Here is a 14,688-nt window from a genome sequence, read left to right on the forward strand (position 1 = left end):
CAGGGTGAGGGGGAAACGTCGCCTCTCCTGCAATGCGCTGGGAGTCGTGCCCCCTCACCCCAACCCTCTCCCCGGGGGGGAGAGGGGGAAAATGCGGGGTGCGGGCGATGAAGCAATTCATCCTCACCACCCTCAACGGGCTCACCCTCGGCGCCTTGTACTTCCTGGTCGCCAGCGGCTTCACGCTGGTGTTCGGGCTGATGCGCAACGTCAACCTGGCGCATGGCGCGCTGTACCTGCTGGGCGCCTATGTCGGTTGGACGGTGGCGGACAAGACGGAATACTGGCTGCTCGGTGTGGCCGCCGGCTTCGCGGCGACGGCCGTGCTCGGGCTGGGGCTCCAACTGCTGATCTTCCGGCGGATGGAGGGGCAGGACCTGCGGCAGACGATGGTGACCATCGGCATCTCCATCGTGCTGGCCGACCTGATGCTGTGGTTCTGGGGTGGGGAGACCTACCAGTTCTCGCCGCCGGAGGTCATCGACGGGTCGTTGCTGCTGCCCTTCACGCCGAACTGGCGCTACCCCAGCTACCGCATCGCGCTGCTGGTGGCCGCCGCCGCCATCGGGGTCGGGCTGTGGCTGTTCCTGAACCGGACCAAGGTCGGGATGATGATCCGCGCCGGGGTGGACGACCGCGCCATGCTGGCGGCGAGCGGAGTCAATGTACAGCGGGTTTTCGCCATCACCTTCATGGTCGGGGCCGGACTGGCCGGCTTCGCGGGCGTGGTCGGCGGCACCGCCCTGTCCATCGCGCCGGGTGAGGACGTGCGCTACCTGCTGGCCTCCCTGATCGTGGTGATCGTCGGGGGCTTGGGCAGCATCACCGGGGCGGCGGTCGGCGCGCTGATCATCGGGCTGGCCGAGCAATACGGGCTCGCCTACTCCCCCACCTACGGGGCGGTCTACACCTTCCTGATCCTGGTGGCGGCGCTGGCGCTGCGACCGCAAGGGCTGATGGGGCGCCGGGCATGACCATCGCCATTCAAGACACCGCTGTACGGAGCCCCGCGAACGTCGCCCTGCACGGGCGCATCGCCAAGTATGGGTTGCTCGGGCTGGCGCTGCTCGCTTACCCGCTGATGGCGAGCGACTTCTGGATCGTGCAGATCGGCGCGCAGACGCTGTTCATGGGCACCATCGCGCTGTCGCTGATGTGGCTGGGCGGCTACGGCGGCATGGTCAGCCTGGCGCAGCTGACCTTCGCGGGGGTGGCGGCCTACATGGTTGCGGTGTTCGGCGTGTCGAACCGGCCGGACATCTCGCTGGGCTGGGAGTGGTGGGCGGCGATCCCCGTGGCGCTGCTGATCGCCACCGCCTTCGCCACCATCACCGGCATGCTCGCGGCGCGGACCGAGGGCATCTACACCATCATGATCACGCTGGCGATCGCGGTGGCCTTCTCGCTGTTCTGCCGGCAGAACTACGCGATCTTCAACGGCTTTGCGGGCTTCGCCGGGCTGAAGCCGCCCAGCCTGTTCGGCCTCGACCTCCGGGCGCCGCTGCCCTTCTACTACCTCAGCCTCGCTTTCGCGGCGGCCTCCTACGTCGGCGTCGTCTACGTGACGCGGTCCACCTTCGGACTGGCGTTGCAGGCGGTGCGCGACAATCCGCGGCGCATGCGGGCGATCGGCTTCAACGTCTACGCCCACCGGGTCGCCGCCTACGCCATGTCCGGCCTGCTGGCCGCGGTCGGCGGGCTGCTGCTGGCCTGGTTCAACGGGCGCATCTCGCCGGGCACCATCGCCGCGGGACCCTGCATCAACACGCTGGTCATGGCGGTGCTGGGCGGCATGGTGCATCCGATCGGCCCCTATGTCGGGGCGCTGGTCTTCATCCTGTTGCAGAACTTCGCGATCGACCTGATCGACCCCGAGCGCTTCAACCTCGTCATCGGGGTGGCCTTCCTGATCATCGTGCTGGCGTCGCCCGACGGGCTGGTCGGGCTGTGGCAGCGCATGACCCGGCGCAGGCCCGAAGGCGGGTCTTCACAACGATAAAATTCTTGGGAGGGAACGATGATGCGGAGCGTAAGGGGTGCATTCCTGGCCGCGACGATGCTGGCGGGACTTTCCATCACGGCGTCGGCCCAGGCGGCCGACAGCATCAAGGTGGGCGGCCTCGCCACGCTGGAGGGCGCCTTCACCGTGTTGGGCCAGGACGGCCTGCGTGGGCTGGAACTGGCGCTGAAGGAGGCGAACTACACCGCCGGCGGCAAGAAGATCGAGCTGGTGAAGGGCTCCTCCGACGCGACGCCCGACAGCGCCATCCGCGCCGCCCGCAAGCTGGTGGAGCAGGACAAGGTCGACATCCTGGTCGGCCCGCTGTCCGGCGACGAGGGCGTCGCCATGCGCGACTTTGCCAAGACGCACCCGAACGTGACCTTCATCAACGGGTCTTCGGCGGCCCAGGACACCACGCTGCGCAGCCCCGCGCCCAACTTCTACCGCTTCAACACCGACGGCGTGCAATGGGCGGCGGGCCTCGGCGACTACAGCGCCAAAACCAAGGGCTACAAGCGCGTCGTCACGGTGGCGGAGGACTACGGTTTCCCCTACAGCCAGGTCATGGGCTTCATGCTGGAGTTCTGCAAGGCCGGCGGCAAGGTCGCGGACAAGTTCTGGGTGCCCATCGGCAATAAGGACTTCTCCTCCATCATCGCGAAGATCCCGGACAACATCGACGCCATCTATGTCGCGCTGGGCGGTGCGGACGCCACCAACTTCCTGACGCAGTACGAGCAGTCCGGCGGCGACAAGCCGATGATCGCCGGCTCCATCACCGTCGACCAAACGGTGCTCGGCGCCAAGGGGAAGCGGCGCAGCTACCTGATCGGCACCCCGTCCGCCGGTCCCATCGCCGACACCTGGGACGACGCGAAGTGGAAGCAGTTCGTCGCTGATTACAAGAAGGCCTTCCCCGACGGCCTGCCGTCGCCCTCGCTCTTCGCCCACGCCTATTACCTCGCCGGCAAGGCGATGGTGGAGGGATTGAACGAGGTGAAAGGCGACCTCGGCGACGGGGAGAAGAAATTCCAGGCAGCACTCGCCAAGCTGACGATGGACACGCCGACCGGCAAGGTCAGCCTCGACAAGAACCGGCAGGCCATCGCCGACATCTTCCTGACGGAGGTGGTCGAGGGGCCGAACAACACCCTGATGAACAAGGTCGTGAAGGTCATCCCGCAGGTGAACCAGACCATGGGCATGGACGAGGCGGAATTCATGAAGCTCGGCCCCGCCAGCCGCGACAACCCGGAGTGCCGGTAAGGGGAAGCTCAAACCCCCACCCTAACCCTCCCCCGCTGGGCGGGGGAGGGAACTCCGCCGTCTCCCCTGCAAATCCATCTCCCTCCCCCGCCCAGCGGGGGAGGGTCGGGGTGGGGGTAAACTGAGGATCCGCATGCAACGCGCCGAACGCCTGAAATCCGTCGCCTCATCCAACGCGCTGGAACTCTCCGGGGTCAGCCGGGTGTTCGGCGCGCTGGTGGCGGTTGACAATGTGACCTTCTCCGTCACGGCGGGGGAGCGACGGGCGATCCTCGGCTCCAACGGGGCGGGGAAGACGACGCTGTTCAACACCATCACCGGCGACTTCCCGCCGTCGAACGGGCGCATCCGATTTTTCGGGGAGGACATCACCGAGCTGCCGCCCTACGAGCGCATCCGGCGCGGCCTGCGCCGCACCTATCAGAACTCCCAGCTGTTCCGCGGGTTGCCGGTGCTGGACAATCTGTACCTCGCCGTGCGCGGGGTGGGGCGACGGCGCATGAGCCTGCTGCGGCCGGGCGAGGACCACCCGGCGCGCGTCGCCGCGCAGCAACTCGCCCACGCCATCCATCTGGAGGACGTCGCCGACCGCCCGGTGTCGGAGCTGTCGCATGGGCAGCAGCGGCAGCTGGAGATCGGCATGGCGTTGGCCGGTGCCCCCCGCTTCATCCTGTTCGACGAGCCCGCCGCCGGCCTCAGCCCCGCGGAGCGGCGCGAGCTTGTGGACATCCTGAAGGCGCTGCCCACCCACATCGGCTTCATCATCATCGAGCACGATTTGGCTGTCGCTTTGCAGGTCGCGGAGACGGTGACCGTCATGCACCAGGGCCGCGTCTTCAAGCACGGCCTGCCCGCGGACATCGAGACCGACCCCGAGGTCCAGAGGATCTACCTGGGGGGACGGCATGGCTGAACCGGTCATCCAGGTCACCGACCTCCACGTCTATTATGGCCAGTCGCACGCGCTGCAAGGGGTGACGCTGCGGCTCGACGGCGGCGTGCTGGCGGTGGTCGGGCGCAACGGCATGGGCAAGACCACGCTGTGCAACGCCATCATGGGCATGGTGCGAGCGCAGCGCGGGTCGGTGCGGGTGCTGGGCAAGGACATCCTCGGCTTCGCCCCCAACGACGTGGTGGCGCACCGCGTCGGCTACGTCCCGCAGGGCCGCCGCGTCTGGCCGTCGCTGAGCGTGGACGAGCACCTGCGGCTCGCCTCCGGCTCCAAGGGGCCATGGACGGTGGAGCGTGTCTACGAGGCCTTCCCCCGCCTGAAGGAGCGCCGCAACAACGGCGGCGGGCAGCTGTCGGGCGGCGAGCAACAGATGCTCGCCATCGGGCGGGCACTGCTGGCCAACCCCCGGCTGCTGATCATGGACGAACCGACGGAAGGTCTCGCCCCCGTGATCGTGGAGCAGGTTGCCGCCATGCTGAAGCGGCTGGGCGGCGAGGCGGAAATCAGCGTGTTGCTGGTCGAGCAGAACCTGGGCGTCGCGCTCGACGTCGCCTCCCGCGTCGCGGTGATGGTCAACGGCCGCATCGCCCGCGAGCTTCCCTCGGCGGAGCTGGCGCGCGACGCTGAGCTGCAGCGCCGCCTGATCGGCGTCGGCAGCCACGGGCACGAGGACGAGGTGACGACCGACGCCGCTCCCATGGCGGAGCCGGAACCGGAGGTGCGCGCCTACGTCGTCCGCCGCGCCGCCGCGGAGATCGCCTCAGTCCCGACCATCGACCTGCCGATGGAAGAGCCGGTCGTCAGCATTGCCCGCGCCCCGACGCGCTGGGGCTCCGGCAGCCGAACCGCTGCGCGCCCGGCGCCGGATTCCTTGGCCAGTGCGCTCGTCGAGGACACTGCCCCGCGCGAGATGGCGGTGCCCATCGCCCAAACCGTCGGCCGTGCCGCCTACATCGCCGGCACCTTCGACACTAAGGCGAAGGAGCTGTTCTTCCTGAAGAACCGCATCGAGAAGCTCGGCCTGTCCACGGTCACCGTGGACCTCTCCACCTCCGGCCGGCCGAGCCCGGCCGACGTCGGTCCGCAGGAGGTCGCGCGGCACCACCCGAAGGGCACGGCCGCCGTCTTCACCGGCGACCGCGGATCGTCCGTCGCGGCGATGGCCGAGGCGTTCGAGCGCTTCATCCTGACGCGACGCGACGTAGGCGGGCTGATCTCCGCCGGCGGGTCGGGGGCAACGGCGCTCGCCACGCCGGCCATGCGGCGGCTCGCCGTTGGCGTGCCGAAGGTGATGGTGTCCACCGTCGCCAGCGGCGACGTGAAGGGCTATGTCGGGCCGTCGGACCTCTGCATGATGCACTCCGTCACCGACGTGCAGGGCATCAACCGCATCTCCGAACAGGTGCTGTCCAACGCTGCCCACGCGCTGGCCGGCATGATCGCCCACCGCCCGCGCAGCGTGATGGCCGACAAGCCCGCCGTCGGGCTGACCATGTTCGGCGTCACCACCCCCTGCGTGCAGATGGTCCAGCGGGCACTGGAGGAGCGCTACGACTGTCTGGTCTTCCACGCCACGGGCACCGGCAGCCAGTCCATGGAAAAGCTGGTGGACTCCCGCCTTCTCGCCGGCGTCATCGACGTGACGACGACGGAGGTTGCGGATCTCTTGATGGGTGGGGTGATGAGCGCGGGAGAGGGGCGGCTCGAATCCATCATCCGCAGCCGCGTGCCATACGTCGGCTCGTGCGGGGCGCTGGACATGGTGAACTGGGGTCCGATCGACACGGTGCCCGCCCAATACAAGGGCCGCAATCTCTACCGCCACAACCCGCAGGTGACGCTGATGCGCACCACGGCGGAGGAGAACGCCCGCATGGGCCGCTGGATCGGCGAGAAGCTGAACCGCATGGACGGCCCCGTCCGCTTCCTGATCCCGGAAAGCGGCGTGTCGCTGATCGACGCGCCCGGCAAGCCCTTCCACGACCCCGCCGCCGACGCCGCCCTGTTCCGCGCGCTGGAGGAAACGGTGCGGACGAACGCGAACCGCAAGCTGGTCCGGCTGCCGCTGAACATCAACGACCCCGCCTTCGCGGAGGCTTTGGTGAAGGCCTTCGAGGAGGTGATGGGATGACCGGGAGGAGTGTCGGGAGTTCGGCCCCCACCCTAACCCTCCCCCATCTTCGACGGGGGAGGGAACTCCGCCACGCGTCGCCGAAAGCCCTCCCCCGCGAAGTGGGGGAGAGTTGGGTGGGGGCCCAGCGCGACCACTCCACCATCTACGAGAAGGCACCCCAATGCCCCGCATAGCCCGCCAAACCATCCTTGACACCTTTCGCGCCAAGATCGCGCGGGGGGAGCCCATCGTCGGCGGCGGAGCCGGCACCGGCCTTTCCGCCAAGTGCGAGGAGGCCGGGGGGATCGACCTGATCGTCATCTACAACTCCGGCCGTTACCGCATGGCAGGACGGGGCTCGCTTGCCGGGCTGCTCGCCTACGGCAACGCCAACGAGATCGTCGTGGAGATGGCGCGGGAGGTGCTGCCGGTCGTGAAGCGCACGCCCGTGCTGGCCGGCGTCAACGGCACCGACCCCTTCATGATCCGCGGCCATTTCCTGCGGCGGCTGGCCGACCTGGGCTTTTCCGGTGTGCAGAACTTCCCGACCGTGGGGCTGATCGACGGCACCTTCCGGGCGAATCTGGAGGAGACCGGCATGGGCTATGGGCTGGAGGTGGACATGATCCGCGCGGCCCATGAGTTGGGCCTGCTGACCACTCCCTACGTTTTCTCCGAAGGGGAGGCGGAAGCGATGGCGGAGGCCGGCGCCGACATCGTCGTCTGCCACATGGGCCTGACCACCGGGGGCAGCATCGGGGCGGAGACGGCAAAGACGCTCGATCAGTGCGCCGAGGATATCAACGCCTGGATCGCCGCCGCCAAGCGCGTGCGCAAGGACGTCATCGCGCTGTGCCATGGAGGGCCGATCAGCATGCCGGAGGACGCCGCATACATCCTAGACCGCTGCCCGGATTGCGACGGTTTCTACGGCGCTTCCAGCATGGAACGGCTGCCGGTCGAAACGGCGCTGACCGAACAGACGCGGGCCTTCACCGCCATGAAGCGCAAAGCACGAGAGTAAAAAGGGAGGAACCACCCATGTCCGGAGAAACGATCGGCGCGTTGATCGCCTGGTTGGTCGTCATCGCCATCGTCGTGGCGGTCGTGGCCTACTTCCTCTACTTCTTCTACCGACGTTCCACCAAGGAGGTGAGCTTCGTCCGCACCGGCCTCGGCGGACAGCGGGTTGTGGTCAACGGCGGTGCGATCGTACTGCCGGTCATCCACGACCTGACGCTGGTCAACATGTCCACCCTGCGGCTGGAGGTGCGCCGCGCGCGCGAACAGGCGCTGATCACCCGCGACCGCATGCGCGTGGACGTGATCGCGGAATTCTACGTCCGCGTCGCCCCGGCGCCGGAGGCGATCTCCATCGCCGCCCAGACGCTCGGCTCCCGCACCATGAAGGCGGAGGGGCTGAAGGAATTGGTGGAAGGCCGCTTCGTCGACGCGCTGCGCGCCGTCGCCGCCGAGATGAGCATGGAGGAAATGCACGTCAAGCGCGGCGACTACGTGAAACGCGTCCGCGCCACCGTCGCCGAGGATCTGGCGCTGAACGGGCTGGAGCTGGAAAGCGTGTCGCTGACCAGCCTCGACCAGACGCCCATGGAATACTTCAACCCGTCCAACGCCTTCGACGCCGAAGGCTTGACCCGCCTGACGCAGGAGATCGAGCAGCGCAAGAAGGTCCGCAACGACATCGAGCAGGACACGGCCATCCAGATCCGCAACAAGAACCTGGAGGCCGAAAAGCTGATGCTGGACATCGAGCGTGAGTCCGAATACGCCCGCCTGTCACAGGAGCGGGAGCTGGAAATCCGCCGCGCCATGCAGCGCGCCGAACTGGCCCGTGAGCGGGCCGAGCAGGACCGCAGCGCCGAGGAAGCCCAACTGACCGCCCGCGAGCAGGTGGAGCGCATCCGCATCCAGACCGAACGCCGCCTGGAGGAGGAGCGCATCCAGCGCGAACGCGAGGTGCAGCGGCTGGAGGTGGAGCGCCGCAAGTCCCTGGAACTGGCGGAGCAGGAACGCCAGATCGCCGTCGCCGAACAGTCGCGTGCCCAGTCGGAGGCGCTGGCCCGCGCCGAGGAGGCCCGCGCGCTTGCCGTCGCCGCGGAAGAAAAGGTCTTCTCCGCCCGCGAGATCGAGCAGGCCGAACGCCGCAAGCAGATCGAGCTGATCGCCGCCGTGCAGGACGCCCAGCGCGACGCCGTCCGCCTGCGCACGGAGGCGGAGGCCGAACGGCTGGCCGCCACGGACCGCGCCGAGGCCGCGCGCATCGCCGCAGAAGCGGAGGCGGAGGCCGACAAGATCCGCGCGCTGGCCGCCCGCCTGCGCTACGAGATCGAGGCCGAGGGCGCGCGCCAGATGAACGAGGCGCAGAACGTGCTGACCGCGGACTCCCGCGCTTCCGCCATGCGGCTGAAGCTGATCGACAAGCTGGAGGCGATCATCCGCGAGAGCGTGCGCCCCATGGAGCGGATCGAGGGCATCAAGATCCTGCATGTGGACGGGCTGGGCATGAACGGGCACCATTCCAACGGCGACGGCAACGGTGCAGGGATCGCGGACTCGGTCGTGAACTCCGCCCTGCGCTACCGCGCCCAGGCGCCGCTGGTCGACCAGTTGCTGCGCGAGATCGGCATCGAGGGCGTGGACATCAACAAGCTCGCCGGCGGCCTCAACCACCGCGCGCTGGCCGAGCCGGACGACGGCACGAAGCATTGATCAGCAAGGGGAGGGGTACATGGTGAAGGTCTACACATCCACCGTCATCGACGCTCCGGCGGAGCAGGTCTGGGCGATCGTGCGTGACTTCAACGGGCTGCCGAACTGGACGCCCTTCTGCGCTGAAAGCCGCATCGAAGGGGGCGAGCCCGCCGACCGGATCGGCGCCGTGCGGAACTTCCGCCTGAAGGACGGCGGCGTGCTCCGCGAAAAGCTTCTGATGCTGTCCGACTACGACTACCAGTGCAGCTACTCGATCCTGGAAAGCCCATTGGGCGTCACCGACTATGTCGCGACGCTGAAGCTGTCGCCGGTCACCGACGGCGACCGCTGCTTCGCGGAATGGTCGGCGGAGTTCAATTGCGCCGCCGGGCGGGAAGGAGAGCTGTCGCAGCTGATCGGGCAGGGCGTCTTCCAGGGGGCGTTCGACACCCTGAAGGAGAAGGCAAGGCGAGCCTGACATGCCGCGCATCGTCCGCTCCACGGTCATCGACGCGCCGGTCGCGGAGGTCTGGCGGATTCTCCGCGACTTCAACAGCCACCGCGACTGGCACCCGGCCATCGCCGACAGCGTGATCGAGGACGGGCAGGCGCCGGATTCCGTGGGTGCGGTGCGGCGCTTCCGCCTGACCGGCGGCGTGGTGCTGCGCGAGCAGCTGCTGAGCCTGTCGGATCGGGACTTCGCCCTGTCCTACTGCATCCTCGACGCGCCGCTGCCGCTGTTCGGCTACGTCGCGCACATCCGGCTGCGCCCGGTGACCGACGGGAACCGGACCTTCTGGAGCTGGATGAGCGACTTCGACTGCCCGCCGGAGCGCGAGGCGGACATGGTCCGGCTGGTGGCGGAAGGGGTGTACGAGGCGGGGTTCGGGGGATTGAGGAGAACCCTCTACCCCCTGGGGAGAGGGCAGGGTGAGGGGGCCACGCGCGTCGGTATGTTCGGTAAAAGCGCTACCCTCTCACCCCAACCCTCTCCCCAGAGGGGAGAGGGAGCAAACGCCATCGTCGCGCGCGCCTATGGCCCGCCGGATGTCCTGCAATGGACGCGCGTTTTGGTCCCGCCGCCCGGTTTCGGCGAGGTGACGGTGCGCCACACGGCCATCGGCGTGAACTTCATCGACGTCTACTGCCGCACCGGCTATTTCCGCCTGCTCCAGCCGCCGGGGGTTCTGGGCATGGAGGGTGTGGGCGTTGTCGAAGACGTCGGCCCCGGCGTCACCGGCCTATCGCCGGGCGACCGCGTCGGCTATGCCTGCGCGCCGGTCGGCGCCTACGCGGAGCGGCGCACCATGCCGGCGGCGCTGCTGGTGTCGCTCCCCGACGACATCGACGACGAGACGGCCGCCGCCACCCTGCTGAAGGGCATGACCGCGGAATTCCTGCTGCACCGGGTGCATCCGCTCACGGCCAGCGAGACGGCGGTGGTGCACGCGGCGGCCGGCGGGGTCGGGGTGCTGCTGTGCCAGTGGGCAAGCGCGCTCGGCGCCCTGGTGATCGGTGTCGTCGGGTCGGAGGCCAAGGCGCGGGTCGCCCGCGCCCAAGGCTGCGCGCACGTCGTGCTGGCGAGCGACGACGTGGCTGGCCGCGTCCTGGAGCTGACCGGCGGGCGCGGCGCCGACGTGGTCTACGACGCGGTGGGGCGCGACAGCCTTGCCCGCGACCTTGCCATGCTGGCGCTCTGCGGGCACATCGTCAGCTACGGGCAGGCGGGCGGCCATCTGGAACCGCTGGACGCCGCGGCGCTGGCCGAACGCTCGGCGCGGCTGTCGCGGCCGAACTTCGGGCATTACGCCGGCACGCCGGCGCAGGTGCGGCTGTCCTCGCAACGCCTGTTCGACGCGCTGCGCCGCGGGCTGGTCCGGCCGCTGGTCGGCGCGCGCTTTCCGCTGCGCGAGGCGGCGCAGGCGCACCGGCGGTTGGAGGACCGCGCCAGCGTCGGGGCCACCATTCTGGTTCCCTGAAAAAGCCCTGTGGGCTAACGTTGCGTGGCATCCCATATCACAGCCGCAAAACGGAGAGTGACCATGGCGATTCCCAAGACGGCGATTCCCACCACGACGCTGCCCTCGGGGCGACCCATCCCGGTGCTGGGCCAGGGCACTTGGTACATGGGGGAGGACGGCCGCGAGCACACGCGGGAGGTGGACGCGCTGAAGCTCGGCCTCGACCTCGGCATGACGCTGATCGACACGGCGGAGATGTACGCCGACGGTGGGGCGGAGGAAGTCGTCGCGGACGCCATCGCCGGCCGCCGTGACGAGGTCTTCCTGGTCAGCAAGGTGCTGCCGCAGAACGCCAGCCGACGCGGCACCATCGCCGCCTGCGAGCGCAGCCTGAAGCGCCTGCGCACCGACCGCATCGAACTGTACCTGCTGCACTGGCGCGGCAGCCCCGACTTCGCGGAGACGGTGGAGGCGTTCGAGGCGCTGATGCGCGACGGCAAGATCGGTCAGTGGGGCGTCAGCAACCTCGATCTTGCGGACATGCAGGAGCTGGCGGACGTGCCCGGCGGGGCCGGCGTGCAGACCAACCAGCTGCTCTACAACCTGACGCGCCGCGGCATCGAGCATGACCTGAAGCCCTGGCTTCGCCAGCGCGGCATCCCGATCATGGCCTACTCGCCGATCGAGCAGGGACGCATGCTGCGCCATGCCGAACTGCGCCGGGTGGCGGAACGCCACGGTGTGACCCCGGCCCAAGTGGCGCTCGCCTGGCTGCTGCGGCAGGACGGGGTGATCCCGATCCCGAAAGCGTCCTCTCCCCAGCATGTCCGCGAGAACCGCGCTGCGCTGGACCTGACGCTGACCGCGGAGGATCTGGCGGACCTCGATCGCGCCTTCCCGCCGCCGCGCGGCCCCCGCCCGCTGGAGATGCTGTAGACCCCTCTCCCGCCCCCGGCGGGAGAGAGTGATAGGTTTCCTTTCCATCGAAACTTTTTCGCTCCCCAACGATCGCTGACAGCTTTCCGACAGGAATCGTCAGCAAAACGGATGAATTCGCCGGCCACGCCCGACCGACAAGGGGGCGCGGAAAAGCCGGCGCTCCGAAACATTCGTCTGGGGAGGACGACCATGCAGGTCTCTCAGAACACCGCGGTCATGGACCGCGCGGTGCAGGACAAGGCAGTGGGAACGCCGCGGCGTTCCTTCCTGTCGGTCTGGTGGGCGCTCGTCGACACCCGCATCGGCGTCATCCCGGTGCCCATCTACGCCATCCTGGTCGCGCTGATCGCCGGCTTCATCGCGACCGGCAAGCTGCCGACCGAGATCTGCATGGTGATCGCGATCCTGGCGGTCTGCGGCTTCACCTGCGCGGAGATCGGCAAGCGCCTGCCGGTGTTCCGCAACATCGGCGCTGCGGCCATCTTTGCCACCTTCATCCCGTCCTACCTCGCCTACAACCACCTGCTGCCGGACGAGCTGTTCAAGGTGGTGACCGACTTCACGAAGCAGAGCAACTTCCTCTACCTGTTCATCTCCGCGATCATCGTCGGCAGCATCCTGGGCATGGACCGCAACGTCCTGGTCAAGGGCTTCCTGAAGATCTTCGTGCCGCTGGCCGTCGGCTCGGTCGCGGCGGGCGTCGTTGGGACTCTGGTCGGCATGGCGGTGGGGATGAGCGCCTATCACAGCTTCTTCTTCGTGGTCGTGCCGATCATGGCCGGCGGCGTGGGCGAGGGCGCCATCCCGCTGTCCATCGGCTACGCGGAAATCCTGCACGTTCCGCAGGGGGACCTGTTCGCGCAGGTTCTGCCGCCGGTGATGCTGGGCAGCCTGACCGCTATCCTGCTGTCCGGCGCCCTGAACTTCGTCGGCAAGCGCTACCCGCATCTGACCGGCGAGGGCCGCCTTCAGCCGGCGGGCGACGATGACCTGCACCCGGCGGCGCATCCGGAAATGACCGGGGCCAGCGCCGTCACGACGCTCGCCGCCGCCGGCATCACCGCCATCACGCTGTATCTGGTCGGCCTGATGTGCCACCGCCTGTTCGGCCTGCCGGCGCCGGTGTCGATGCTGTTCCTGGCCGTGCTGGTGAAGCTGCTGCGCGCCGTGTCGCCGGAGCTGCAGGAAGGCGCCTACGTCGTCTACAAGTTCTTCTCCACCGCCGTGACCTACCCGCTGCTGTTCGCCATCGGCGTGGCGATGACGCCCTGGGACAAGCTGGTGTCGGCCTTCAACGTGCCCTACATGGTCACCATCGTCGCCACCGTCGCGACGCTGATGGGCACGGGCTTCCTCGTCGGCCGGAAGCTCGGCATGTACCCGATCGAGAGCGCGATCGTGAACGCCTGCCACAGCGGCCAGGGCGGCACCGGCGACGTCGCCATCCTGACGGCGGCCAACCGCATGCAGCTGATGCCCTTCGCCCAGATCGCCACCCGCATCGGCGGCGCCATCACCATCACCGTCGTGTTGATCGTGCTGGCGCATATCGTTTGACGTGACACCCCAGGCTGTTGTTGAGAACACCGCCTTCCGTATGCTGCGGAAGGCGGTGGTTTCTTGTGGGCGGAAGGACCGGGTGGCGATGCCGCGTGACGGTGTGCGGGCAGGGGCGGGCGGAAGGCTCGCCGGGCGGCTGAAGGACGCGCGCGTCGTCGCGACGACCCTCGCCCTGGGTGCCGCGGGCGGGGCGCTGTTCGATTGGATCGGCATGCCCGCGGCTTGGCTGGCCGGCGCCATGGTCGCGGTCGCCGCCGGGGCCATCGGCACGCGGGTGCCGCTGCGCGTGCCGGAATGGATGCGCGAGGTCGCCTACACGCTGGTCGGCCTGTCCATGGGCGCCGGCATCACGCCCGACACGCTGCGCGTCATGCGCACATGGCCGCTCAGCATGATCCTGCTGGTGGTGTCCATCGCCGTGACGGTGATGGCCAGCGCCGCCTATCTGGAACGGGTGCACCGCTGGGACCGCGCCACCGCACGCTACAGCGCCATTCCCGGCGCGCTCGCCGGCGTGCTGGCGATGGCGGCCAAGGCCAACGTGGACCTGCCGCGCGTTGCCTTGGCGCAGAGCCTGCGGCTGTTCATCCTGGTCGTCGCCATGCCCTGGATTCTGCGACTGATCGCGCCGCCGCCGGGCATGAGCGCGCCAACGGTGGTGGCGAGTCCGGAAGGGGCCTTCGGCGTCCTGCTGCTCCTGGTGGCGAGCGGGGCGGGCGCTTGGCTGTTCCACCGCTTCCGCCTGCCGGGGGACGTGCTGCTCGGCGCCATGCTGGCGAGCGCGCTGCTGCACGCGACCGGCCTCGTCCAGGGGGCGGCGCCCACGCCCGTGCTGATCGCCGGCTTCCTGATCGCCGGGTCGGTGATCGGCGCGCGCTTCCGCGGCGTTCCGGCGGCGGTGCTGCGTCGGTCGGTCGGGCCGGCGGTGGGCAGCGTGGTGATCGCGCTGGTCCTGGCGGCGGGCTTCGCCTGGGCGGGCAGCCGATGGCTGGACATGCCCTTCGGCACGCTGTGGATCGCCTATGCACCGGGCGGGCTGGAGGCGATGACCATCGTCGCCTACGCGCTGGGGCTCGACGTCGCCTTCATCGGGGCGCACCATGTGGTGCGCTTCCTCGGCATCGGCGTCGCAGCCCCGCTGTGGGAGCCGAAAAAGAGGGCACCGGTGGCGGTGGAGTCCTGA

The 14,688-nt window shown here is 68.9% G+C and carries 12 protein-coding genes; all 12 read left to right on the forward strand.

The genetic code is table 11. The features are described from left to right. Positions 1-107: 107 nt before the first annotated feature. Complete coding sequence (locus M2351_RS07200; protein ID WP_264655430.1) at positions 108-974, forward strand: branched-chain amino acid ABC transporter permease; 867 nt, start codon at positions 108-110, stop codon at positions 972-974. Then, positions 971-1,999, forward strand: coding sequence for a branched-chain amino acid ABC transporter permease (locus M2351_RS07205; protein WP_264655431.1), 1,029 nt, complete (start codon positions 971-973; stop codon positions 1,997-1,999). The genes M2351_RS07200 and M2351_RS07205 overlap by 4 nt, the downstream gene beginning before the upstream one ends. Positions 2,000-2,017: 18 nt before the next feature. After that, positions 2,018-3,268 (forward strand): ABC transporter substrate-binding protein, encoded by a 1,251-nt coding sequence (locus M2351_RS07210; RefSeq protein WP_264655432.1) that lies wholly within the window; start codon positions 2,018-2,020, stop codon positions 3,266-3,268. 133 nt (positions 3,269-3,401) lie between these two features. Further along, positions 3,402-4,181: an ABC transporter ATP-binding protein gene (locus M2351_RS07215; RefSeq protein WP_264655433.1), complete on the forward strand. Its 780-nt coding sequence runs from the start codon at positions 3,402-3,404 to the stop codon at positions 4,179-4,181. Next, positions 4,174-6,351, forward strand: coding sequence for an ABC transporter permease (locus M2351_RS44920; protein ID WP_319801875.1), 2,178 nt, complete (start codon positions 4,174-4,176; stop codon positions 6,349-6,351). Before M2351_RS07215 ends, M2351_RS44920 begins: the two co-directional genes overlap by 8 nt. Before the next feature lie 163 nt (positions 6,352-6,514). Continuing rightward, positions 6,515-7,357, forward strand: coding sequence for a phosphoenolpyruvate hydrolase family protein (locus M2351_RS07230; RefSeq protein WP_264655434.1), 843 nt, complete (start codon positions 6,515-6,517; stop codon positions 7,355-7,357). Between the two features lie 17 nt (positions 7,358-7,374). Next, positions 7,375-9,063: a flotillin family protein gene (locus tag M2351_RS07235; protein ID WP_264655435.1), complete on the forward strand. Its 1,689-nt coding sequence runs from the start codon at positions 7,375-7,377 to the stop codon at positions 9,061-9,063. 19 nt (positions 9,064-9,082) lie between these two features. Next, positions 9,083-9,523, forward strand: a complete 441-nt coding sequence (locus M2351_RS07240; RefSeq protein ID WP_264655436.1) for an SRPBCC family protein — start codon at positions 9,083-9,085, stop codon at positions 9,521-9,523. Between the two features lies 1 nt (position 9,524). Next, a complete protein-coding gene (locus M2351_RS07245) occupies positions 9,525-11,024 on the forward strand; it encodes an SRPBCC family protein (RefSeq protein WP_264655437.1) in 1,500 nt (499 codons plus the stop codon). Positions 11,025-11,087: 63 nt separating this feature from the next. Continuing rightward, positions 11,088-11,942 carry an aldo/keto reductase gene (locus M2351_RS07250; RefSeq protein WP_264655438.1) on the forward strand — a complete coding sequence of 285 codons (855 nt, stop codon included), beginning with the start codon at positions 11,088-11,090 and terminating at the stop codon, positions 11,940-11,942. 192 nt (positions 11,943-12,134) lie between these two features. Further along, entirely contained in the window at positions 12,135-13,502 is a 1,368-nt protein-coding gene (locus tag M2351_RS07255; RefSeq protein ID WP_264655439.1) for a 2-hydroxycarboxylate transporter family protein, read from the forward strand. 88 nt (positions 13,503-13,590) lie between these two features. Continuing rightward, a complete protein-coding gene (locus M2351_RS07260; RefSeq protein ID WP_264655440.1) occupies positions 13,591-14,688 on the forward strand; it encodes an AbrB family transcriptional regulator in 1,098 nt (365 codons plus the stop codon).

The organism is Azospirillum canadense (assembly GCF_025961225.1).
Classification (GTDB): Bacteria; Pseudomonadota; Alphaproteobacteria; order Azospirillales; family Azospirillaceae; genus Azospirillum; species Azospirillum canadense.